This window comes from Xenorhabdus griffiniae (assembly GCF_015163655.1).
Lineage (GTDB): Bacteria > Pseudomonadota > Gammaproteobacteria > Enterobacterales > Enterobacteriaceae > Xenorhabdus > Xenorhabdus griffiniae.
Window position 1 is genome coordinate 1 of record NZ_JADEUF010000144.1, and the last position, 7,642, is coordinate 7,642.

The following is a 7,642-nucleotide window of genomic DNA, read 5'->3' on the forward strand; positions in this document are numbered from 1 at the left end:
GGATCCCTTTAACTGCACAACAAGAGGGACAGGTCACATCAATCTTTGCCATCTGAATGTTCTCCAAATAGGCATACTATACATGATTCAATAAATTGATGTCACGACCCAGATTTTTAACTTTGAATACACGTACTGACCTTGAAAATCTTTATCGCAGAGAGTGATAAAACGCAGGAAACTTTTTCTTACACTAAATCTAATTCTTGTTGGATTTTATCCACCCCACATATAAATTTTGATTGCTCACTGAGTTTCACAATAAGTATTTGACCTTGACTCATTCAATAGATACAGTATTTAACTGTAACCATCAACGATCCCATTGCCTGCAAGGATCACCGAAACCAAAACTCCCGTAGCCTGAAAGGGAGAGCATGTAGTGATGTGATGGACGTCCCCTTTTTCAGCGGCAAACAGTGTCATCTTTCTTTCCGACTTTTCGATGCATTGAATTTCGGGAGAACATCTCATGAATACGATCAAAGTCGTTGGCATTGACCTCGCCAAAAACGTTTTTCAAGTCTGTGTCTGGATGGACGTAAGCGCTCAATTAACCTGTAAGGTTTTACACGATAGCCTTCCGGCGGGAGCCATTCACTTTTCAAACTCCGGAGTACCCGTTCCATCGGTGAATTATCATAGCAGTTGCCTCTGCGGTTCATGCTTATGAAATAGCCATGAAGCAAAGGAATATTGATATCTATTCTTTGATGATCTTGGCTATTTCTTATAATTTTAGATTTATTTAAATGTTAATCATGAATTATTATTTCATACTTAACTACACATGCTTAAGTCTAACCTCACATTCAGTCCAGTACCGACATTCACTATTATGCAACTAGATTCCATCAATACACGGCGAGATGAGCTGATTCATTCACTCCATAACTGTGTCGAAAGTAATGCCTCTATCGGCTTTATTGCGCCATTGGAAGAAAACGAAGCAGAGCAATATTGGCAAGATGTTGAAGCAGATCTTATATCAAGTCATCGAGTGCTCCTTGTCGCGTTGGAAGGTGAAAATATCGCAGGTTCAGTGCAACTTCCCTCTGCAAGAAAAAGAATGGATTGCACCGTGCCGATGTAGAAAAACTGATGGTACATACCGCTTACCGCCAGCGTGGGCTTGGTAGAAAGTTGATGAATGAACTTGAGCGCCTGGCGAAACAATATCAACGTCATTTACTGGTATTGGACACACGCATTCACGATCCAGCGTCTACACTGTACCGAAAATGTGGTTTTATTGAAGTCGGGCAGATCCCCAATTTTGTCATCGATTCCAACGGAGAATTTTCAGGGACAACGTATTTTTATAAGTGGATTGAAGATGTTCTGTAAAAAAACAAAAAGCCCTGAGTCAAAAACTCAGGGCATCTATCAATAATGGTATCGACAGGCTGCAATCATGATTTGATCTTCTTCAATCGTATATACCAAACGATGTTCCTCAGTAATACGCCTTGACCAAAATCCTGCCAAATTATGTTTTAATGGCTCTGGCTTACCAATCCCTTCGAAAGGATGACGACATATATCTTTGATAAGCTGATTAATACGCTTCAGTATTATCTTATCTGTTTGCTGCCAGTAAAGATAATCCTCCCAGGAACTACCGGAAAAGGTAATTTTCATCAATCCAGATCCAATTCCTTAGCCTGCCCCTTTCCTGAGCGTAATTCTGCAATTGAATCCATTAACCGACTCGCATTATTTGGAGAACGCATCAAATAGGCCGTTTCCTGCAATGATTCATAATCAGACAAAGACATCAACACACAGCTTTCCCCATTTTTTCGCGTAATAATTGCAGGGCTACAATCGTTAACTACGCTGATCATCGTTTCGGAAAGATGCTGCCTGGCTTCACTATAGGTTAAAACTTTCATTATGACTGCCCCATTCAATTTATTGATGATAATGTACACCAATCGACCAAATCATTTGTACAATATATTGTACGATTATATTTTAGTCAATGTGTGAACGGTGATATTTCGACAGCAGCAAGAATTAATGACTCATGCTTCAAGATTGGAAGATTGATTCGTTTTAATAGAAATTTTTTCGCAAAAAATAAAAGCCCTGAGTCAAAAACTCAGGGCTTATAAATTCTGGCGGTGCGGACGGGACTCGAACCCGCGACCCCCGGCGTGACAGGCCGGTATTCTAACCAACTGAACTACCGCACCGCATGGCGTTCTGGTTGAGAACGGGGTGGATAATACGGGCTACGATAAAATCCGTCAATCGCTTTTTATAACAAAATAGTTTATTTGCACAGTATTTCGCCGCAATTATGCATTTACCCCTATTTTGCTGCTGTTCCTCAATGTATCTGTTCAGGTTTTATACGCCAAAGACAGCTTCCCCCCTTCTTTTCCACCAAATCCAAACGAGATTCATGCTGAATTAATTCTTCATCGGAAGCATAAACAATTTTCAGACCTGACTGTGGGCGAGTAATCTTCTGGATTTCTGCAACTTGCGTACTGCCTGACGTTTCCCCTTCCATCGAAAAAGCCAATGATGTCTGACCACCCGTCATTGACAGATAAACATCCGCCAGAATCTCGGCATCGAGCAACGCCCCATGGAGGGTACGTTTTGAGTTATCGATATGGTAACGATCACATAACGCATCGAGATTATTACGTTTGCCGGGGAAAAGTTTCCTTGCCAATGCCAAAGTATCTGTAATAGTACAAAACTCAGCAGTCGGTGGAATATTACGATTCAGTTTACTGAATTCATAATCCATAAAGCCGATATCAAACGTTGCGTTATGAATAATCAACTCAGCACCACGGATAAACTCAATAAATTCATCAGCGATATCAGCAAATTTCGGTTTATCCTGCAAAAATTCATCACTAATACCGTGAACTTCAAACGCTTCTGGATCAACTAAACGTTCTGGCTTGATATAAATATGAAAATGGCGTCCAGTCAGACGACGGTTGATAACCTCCACGGCACCAATTTCAATGATGTTGTGTCCTTCATAGTGAACCCCTAGTTTGTTCATACCGGTTGTTTCAGTATCGAGGACTATTTGGCGAGTAATAGCAGTGCTCATCATGTTTTTTTGTGTCAGACTTAGATTTTTGATTAAAGACAATATAGGAAGAGTCTACCAAAAATGAACAAACAGGTAGAAATTTTCACCGATGGTTCTTGCCTCGGTAATCCTGGTCCTGGCGGATATGGCGTTTTACTCCGCTACCAACAGCAAGAAAAAACCTTGAGTGGCGGTTATTTTCGCACAACCAATAACCGTATGGAATTAATGGCAGCCATAATAGGATTAGAAGCTCTCAAACGTCCCTGTGCCGTGATCTTAACGACGGACAGCCAGTATGTACGTCAAGGGATCACCCAATGGATCCATAATTGGAAAAAACGCGGCTGGAAAAAAGCGGATAAATCTCCCGTCGTCAATGTCGATCTCTGGCAGCGGCTCGATAAGGCTATCTCGCAGCATGACATTGATTGGCGCTGGGTAAAAGGCCACGCTGGACATCGGGAGAATGAACGGTGTGATGAGCTGGCTCGCACAGCCGCTAATAACCCCACTCAAGCGGATAATGGCTATATCGAAAGCGAAAATTAACCCACCAACTCATGAGCGTCGGTGAATATTTTTCGCCGCTCCCAGTGCATTACTGAATCTTGGTTTCATCAATCTTGCCCGCATGGGGTTTAATGTCAACGGTATCGTCCGTTTGCGGGCGATAATCACATTCAGACAACCCAATATTGACATACAGGAGTTATCAAAACGCTTTCCATTTTGCCACGGTAAAACATGGAAGTTGGCGTGATGGATAACTTCATAATTAAGAAGACGCAGCCAATCCAATTGGCGCAGCATTGTAAACATTTGAGCTTTGCAAGATTGCCGACGATATACCGGAGCAATCATTTCCCTGAAACCTAATATACTCATTGGATTAAAACCACTGATGATCAACCAACCATCGTCTATCATAATCCTATCAACTTCTCTCAAAAGCCAATGTGGATCAATACTATAAGTCAACATATGTGCCAACAAGCAGGCATCAACAGATTTAGTTGCAAAAGGGAGATAATTGGGATCAGCAATGACATCCATATTTTGCCCTTGTAATCCTATATTGACTTGATGGCTGACCAAACAGGAACGAGTATCAATTTCGGCACTTAAGTTACCAATTTTCACTAAATGAAAACCAAAAATTTTGGGCCACCATGGTTCCAATTGACGTTCCAGAGCGACACGGTAATATTCTCCCCACGGTAACTCGACCCAAGAAGTAGGGAGGGTTATTTGCTTGATTAAACGTGCTGATCGCATGTCATCTTCCTTTCAACCTACTTATAAACCTACAATGAAAATGAGGCATATAATGGAGCTTATCAGGATACCAGCCCTTTCAGATAACTACATTTGGTTACTTTGTGATGAAAACAAGCATTGCGCCATTATCGATCCTGCTGAATCACAACCTGTGATTGATATATTAGCAGCAAATCAACTTACTCCCGCTGCGATACTGCTGACACACCACCATTATGATCATGTTGGCGGGGTTCCTGGACTACGCAAACAATATCCTAAGTTACCCGTATACGGCCCTGAAGAGACACAAAACAAAGGAACAACTCATATTGTCTATGAAGATAACACCGTTGAAATAGGAAATTTTTCTTTCCGAGTCATAGCGCTGCCAGGACATACACTTGGCCATATTGCATTCTATCAGGCTCCCTATCTGTTTTGTGGAGATACTTTGTTTTCTGGGGGTTGTGGACGACTATTTGAAGGTACAGCCGAACAAATGTTTTCCTCTCTGGAGAAAATTTCATCATTATCCGATGATACATTGATCTGCTGTGCTCACGAATACACGGTAGCAAATATGAAATTTGCAAAAGCAGTATTACCTGACAATCAGATTATTCACGATTATTATCAAAAAATGCTTAAATTACGTGAAAATAACCAGGCAACAGTCCCAACAGATTTACAAACAGAGAAAAAAATCAATGTTTTCTTAAATTGCCACGATATTGATTTACAAAAAAATATCGGTATCAAACCTAATTCCATGCCACTTTCTTCTATTTTTCAGCAATTAAGGGCCTATAAAGATCGATTTTAATTTTATTGGGTTGTCTTCTACGTAATAGGCCAGTATCATTGCTCACCTTTTAGGCAAGCATTAGAAAAGAACATGAAGACAAAAACGATCTTGTTCACCTCTGTTCTTCTTGCTGGGTGTCAATCGGGCCTGCAAACAAAGGCGCCTTCCCAGCAACAAGCACAGAAGATGTCTTCAACGAATCAGAAAGTAAACGGTATTGCAGCATCAGATGATCCTGCAAACTGGAAAGTGAGTCCGACAGCCCAACAAGATTTGTGGGGACATATTCGCGATGAGTTGAAGATGGAAATTCCTGCTAATAGCAGGGTGAGCGAACAACAAAGTTACTATTTGAAGCACAAGGGCCATATCCAAAATGTAATATTGCGTGCAGAACCATACATTTACTGGATAGTTGAGCAGCTTGATAATCGACATATGCCAATGGAGCTGGTATTGCTGCCCATAGTGGAGAGTGCTTTTGATCCCCATGCTACTTCCTACGCCAAGGCGGCAGGATTATGGCAGATTATCCCAAGTACTGGCCGTCATTATGGCCTGAAACAAGATAAATGGTACGATGCCCGTCGTGACATTGCGGCATCAACCACCGTCGCTCTTGATATGCTTGAATACCTCAACACGCGATTCAATGGAGATTGGCTTTTGACCATTGCTGCTTACAACAGTGGCGAAGGCAGGGTTATACGTGCCATCAAAGACAATAAAGCACAAGGGAAACCAACAGACTTCTGGTCATTGTCACTGCCACGGGAAACAATGCACTATGTACCCAAGATATTGGCATTGAGTAACATCATTCGCCATAACGAACAGTTTGGTTTCAAACTTCCTAAGCCTAACAGCCAACACGCTCTGGCAAAGGTTGAAGTGGGGCAACAGATTATGTTGTCGCAAGCGGCTGAACTATCCGGGCTATCATTGACATCAATCAGGGCATATAACCCTGGCTATAAACAAGGTATGACGTCTCCTCATGGACCGCACTACATTATGCTCCCCAGGAAGAACGTTAACCAATTTAAGGCGTCTTTGGCCAATAAAAACGTCTTGAGTGACATCCGTCTGGCGGTTAAAAACAATACCTACAAGGTACAGCAACAAAGTCACTATACTGTTCGCGCCGGAGATACATTGTCCGCGATTGCAAAGCGTTTCAAGACTACTCACCGAGAATTGCAAAGGCTAAACAGCTTAAAAACAGCTGATCTGCTTAAGCTCGGCCAAGTGCTGAAAATCGATAGTAGCGGCCCCGTCACCTATCAAGTGCGCAAAGGGGATTCATTTTTCAGTATCGCGAAACGTCATGGTGTAAATCTTAATGATTTAATTAGCTGGAATAAGAGCATAAAAATCAAAGAGATAAAACCTGGCATGGCGTTAACGCTTTACCTTAATTAAGGGAGTTTATCCTCTCCAATATACAGTTCCCTAGCCTTTGGGACAGGGAACTATTGCATTGACAATAAAATGATAATTAGAATCAAGAAAGAGGAAATACAAATTGGTATCATTAAAACAAAATATAAATAATTTACCTAATGCCTTTATCAAAATAAAAAAGTATCTTCTACTCCCTTCTGCATTCCCATTAACGTCCACTCCCTATCTAGAAACAGAAAGCCATGATTACGGAGCCATGCGGTTTCAACTAGCTGGCAAATCGATAATTTTTCGTCAAGCTAAAACAACACCTAATAAACAAGGGCAATTTGTGACTCTTTGGAAAAGGCCAACTCCAGATTCAGAAATAATGCCTTTTGAAAAAAATGATGACATTGATTTTTGTCTAATAGCGACTTTTTCAGAGCATCAAAAAGGTATTTTTCTGTTTGACTCACATGTTTTGATAAAACAAGGTATATTTTCAAGTCAAACTAAAACGGGTAAAAGAGCTATTCGAGTTTATCCCACATGGGTATTCCCTACGTCAAGACAAGCACTCCAAACACAAAAATGGCAATCCTCATATTTTATAAATTTCGATAAACAGGAAACCGCCATTGAGAAATTTAAGAATATTTTCCTAAATTATAACCATACATATAATAATTAAACTAAATTATTACCGCCTATTTAATTATTATAGAGCTTGGCGTTTTGTCGATTGAACGTAAGGATGCTACGCAGGGAGCCATGCTGCGTACGTGGCTGGAGCAACACGTTTTGCCGGAGTTTTCCGGGCGAATGTTGCCGTCGATACCACTGTAGCGCAACGCTGCGCCCGGTTACACGTCTCAGGCTAGTGCAGCGAGCGGTATGCGCCATTTAAGCACCTACAGGATTCGATAAAATTAGTTATTTTGTTGTTTTTAAATTATTTTATTTAGTTCAACTATCTACCATACTCCCGTATTATTTTGCCTCTGTTTACCCAGGGCTAGATCTCACAATTTCCATAGGGTTATTTAGATTAAATAAAAGTCAGTCCCTAATTTTTTTAGGTACTTTTCTCATTAACACGTTAAGATCTTGCCATTCTAAAT

10 protein-coding genes, 1 tRNA gene and 1 pseudogene are annotated in these 7,642 nt (G+C 40.9%); 6 read left to right on the plus strand and 6 right to left on the minus strand.

Annotation, left to right across the window (positions count from 1 at the left end; genetic code table 11):
- Nucleotides 1-300: 300 nt before the first annotated feature.
- Nucleotides 301-426, minus strand: a complete 126-nt coding sequence (locus IQ211_RS19935) for a hypothetical protein (protein WP_265575763.1) — start codon at nt 424-426, stop codon at nt 301-303.
- Between the two features lie 364 nt (nt 427-790).
- On the opposite strand from IQ211_RS19935, the gene IQ211_RS19705 reads away from it, so the two are divergent.
- Nucleotides 791-1,093, plus strand: coding sequence for a hypothetical protein (locus IQ211_RS19705; protein ID WP_223281863.1), 303 nt, complete (start codon nt 791-793; stop codon nt 1,091-1,093).
- Between the two features lie 8 nt (nt 1,094-1,101).
- On the plus strand, nt 1,102-1,347 hold the full coding sequence (locus tag IQ211_RS19710; RefSeq protein WP_265575764.1) for a GNAT family N-acetyltransferase: 246 nt from the start codon (nt 1,102-1,104) through the stop codon (nt 1,345-1,347).
- A gap of 39 nt (nt 1,348-1,386) precedes the next feature.
- Here the strand turns inward: IQ211_RS19710 and IQ211_RS16965 are convergent, their stop codons facing one another.
- The 4 genes from IQ211_RS16965 to dnaQ form a co-directional block, all read right to left on the minus strand.
- Entirely contained in the window at nt 1,387-1,641 is a 255-nt protein-coding gene (locus IQ211_RS16965; RefSeq protein ID WP_189761122.1) for a Txe/YoeB family addiction module toxin, read from the minus strand.
- A complete protein-coding gene (yefM, locus tag IQ211_RS16970; RefSeq protein WP_189761123.1) occupies nt 1,641-1,895 on the minus strand; it encodes a YoeB-YefM toxin-antitoxin system antitoxin YefM in 255 nt (84 codons plus the stop codon). The genes IQ211_RS16965 and yefM overlap by 1 nt, the downstream gene beginning before the upstream one ends.
- 226 nt (nt 1,896-2,121) lie before the next feature.
- Nucleotides 2,122-2,198: transfer RNA gene (locus tag IQ211_RS16975), tRNA-Asp, on the minus strand.
- A 137-nt stretch (nt 2,199-2,335) separates the two neighbouring features.
- Nucleotides 2,336-3,085 (minus strand): DNA polymerase III subunit epsilon, encoded by a 750-nt coding sequence (dnaQ, locus tag IQ211_RS16980; protein WP_189761127.1) that lies wholly within the window; start codon nt 3,083-3,085, stop codon nt 2,336-2,338.
- Between the two features lies 1 nt (nt 3,086).
- Between dnaQ and rnhA the strand changes: the two are divergent.
- Nucleotides 3,087-3,619, plus strand: a pseudogene (gene rnhA, locus IQ211_RS16985) (ribonuclease HI).
- Between the two features lie 9 nt (nt 3,620-3,628).
- Here rnhA and IQ211_RS16990 read toward each other — a convergent pair.
- The gene (locus IQ211_RS16990) at nt 3,629-4,345 is read right to left on the minus strand and encodes a class I SAM-dependent methyltransferase (RefSeq protein WP_189761125.1); all 717 of its coding nucleotides are present in this window, start codon (nt 4,343-4,345) and stop codon (nt 3,629-3,631) included.
- A gap of 52 nt (nt 4,346-4,397) precedes the next feature.
- Here IQ211_RS16990 and gloB point away from each other — a divergent pair, with 52 nt between their 5' ends.
- The 3 genes from gloB (at nt 4,398) to IQ211_RS17005 (ending at nt 7,212) form a co-directional block, all read left to right on the plus strand.
- Complete coding sequence (gene gloB, locus IQ211_RS16995) at nt 4,398-5,153, plus strand: hydroxyacylglutathione hydrolase (RefSeq protein ID WP_189761128.1); 756 nt, start codon at nt 4,398-4,400, stop codon at nt 5,151-5,153.
- Nucleotides 5,154-5,225: 72 nt separating this feature from the next.
- On the plus strand, nt 5,226-6,557 hold the full coding sequence (mltD, locus tag IQ211_RS17000) for a murein transglycosylase D (protein ID WP_189761126.1): 1,332 nt from the start codon (nt 5,226-5,228) through the stop codon (nt 6,555-6,557).
- A 103-nt stretch (nt 6,558-6,660) separates the two neighbouring features.
- Entirely contained in the window at nt 6,661-7,212 is a 552-nt protein-coding gene (locus IQ211_RS17005) for a MepB family protein (RefSeq protein WP_223281865.1), read from the plus strand.
- The last annotated feature ends 430 nt before the right edge of the window (nt 7,213-7,642 follow it).

Bases quoted from the DNA above. Each gene is read 5' to 3' on its own strand.
- IQ211_RS19935 (WP_265575763.1), bottom strand. From the start codon at position 426: ATGACACTGTTTGCCGCTGAAAAAGGGGACGTCCATCACATCACTACA.
- IQ211_RS19705 (WP_223281863.1), top strand. From the start codon at position 791: ATGCTTAAGTCTAACCTCACATTCAGTCCAGTACCGACATTCACTATT.
- IQ211_RS19710 (WP_265575764.1), top strand. From the start codon at position 1,102: ATGGTACATACCGCTTACCGCCAGCGTGGGCTTGGTAGAAAGTTGATG.
- IQ211_RS16965 (WP_189761122.1), bottom strand. From the start codon at position 1,641: ATGAAAATTACCTTTTCCGGTAGTTCCTGGGAGGATTATCTTTACTGG.
- yefM (WP_189761123.1), bottom strand. From the start codon at position 1,895: ATGAAAGTTTTAACCTATAGTGAAGCCAGGCAGCATCTTTCCGAAACG.
- dnaQ (WP_189761127.1), bottom strand. From the start codon at position 3,085: ATGAGCACTGCTATTACTCGCCAAATAGTCCTCGATACTGAAACAACC.
- IQ211_RS16990 (WP_189761125.1), bottom strand. From the start codon at position 4,345: ATGCGATCAGCACGTTTAATCAAGCAAATAACCCTCCCTACTTCTTGG.
- gloB (WP_189761128.1), top strand. From the start codon at position 4,398: ATGGAGCTTATCAGGATACCAGCCCTTTCAGATAACTACATTTGGTTA.
- mltD (WP_189761126.1), top strand. From the start codon at position 5,226: ATGAAGACAAAAACGATCTTGTTCACCTCTGTTCTTCTTGCTGGGTGT.